This window comes from Paracoccus sp. S4493 (assembly GCF_000967735.1).
Classification (GTDB): Bacteria; Pseudomonadota; Alphaproteobacteria; order Rhodobacterales; family Rhodobacteraceae; genus Paracoccus; species Paracoccus marcusii.
Genome location: NZ_JXYF01000141.1, coordinates 1 through 1147 on the forward strand (window position 1 = coordinate 1; position 1147 = coordinate 1147).

1 protein-coding gene is annotated in these 1147 nt (G+C 63.5%); it reads right to left on the reverse strand.

Features of this window, described 5'->3' with window-relative positions; genetic code table 11:
• A partial coding sequence (locus TW83_RS14965; protein ID WP_045983576.1) for a methylmalonyl-CoA mutase family protein occupies nt 1–1147 on the reverse strand: 1147 nt, incomplete at both ends.

Genomic DNA, 1147 nt, shown 5'->3' on the forward strand with positions numbered 1-1147 from the left:
GGACGGCGACGTTGTCGATGTCCAGGATATCGATCGGATCCTCGGCCTCCTTGCGGTACTTGTTGACGCCGACGATCACGTCCTCGCCCCGGTCGATCAGGGCCTGACGCCGGGCCGCCGTCTCCTCGATGCGCAGCTTGGGCATGCCGCTGGCCACGGCCTTGGTCATGCCGCCCATCTCCTCGACCTCCTCGATCAGCGCCCAGGCCTTTTCCGCCAGTTCCGCCGTCAGGCTCTCGATGTAATAGCTGCCCGCCAGTGGATCGACGACATGGGTGATGCCCGTCTCCTCCTGCAGGATCAGCTGGGTGTTCCGCGCGATACGGGCGCTGAAATCCGTAGGCAGGGCGATCGCCTCGTCCAGCGCGTTCGTGTGCAGCGACTGCGTGCCGCCAAGCGCCGCCGACATCGCCTCATAGGCGGTGCGGATGACGTTGTTGTAGGGGTCCTGCTCCTGCAGGGACACGCCGGACGTCTGGCAATGCGTTCGCAGCATCAGGCTGCCCTGTTTCTTGGGCTCAAATTCCGACATGATCCGGTGCCACAGCAGACGCGCCGCGCGCAGCTTGGCGATCTCCATGAAGAAGTTCATGCCGATGGCAAAGAAGAACGACAACCGTCCCGCGAAGGCATCGACGTCCATGCCCGCCGCGATCGCCGCGCGCACATATTCGCGTCCGTCGGCCAGGGTATAGGCCAGCTCCTGGACCAGGTTCGCCCCGGCCTCCTGCATGTGATAGCCCGAGATCGAGATCGAGTTGAACTTGGGCATCTCGGCCGAGGTGTATTCGATGATGTCCGCGATGATCCGCATACTGGGTTCGGGCGGATAGATATAGGTGTTACGGACCATGAACTCCTTGAGGATGTCGTTCTGGATGGTCCCCGACAGCACGGCACGGGAATGGCCCTGCTCCTCTCCGGTGACGATGAAGTTCGCGAGGATCGGGATGACCGCGCCGTTCATGGTCATCGACACCGAAACGCGGTCCAACGGGATGCCGTCGAACAGGATCTTCATGTCCTCGACCGAATCGATGGCGACGCCGGCCTTGCCCACATCGCCCTCGACCCGCGGATGGTCACTGTCATAGCCCCTGTGGGTGGCCAGATCGAAGGCCACCGACACGCCCTGCTGCCCCGCGGC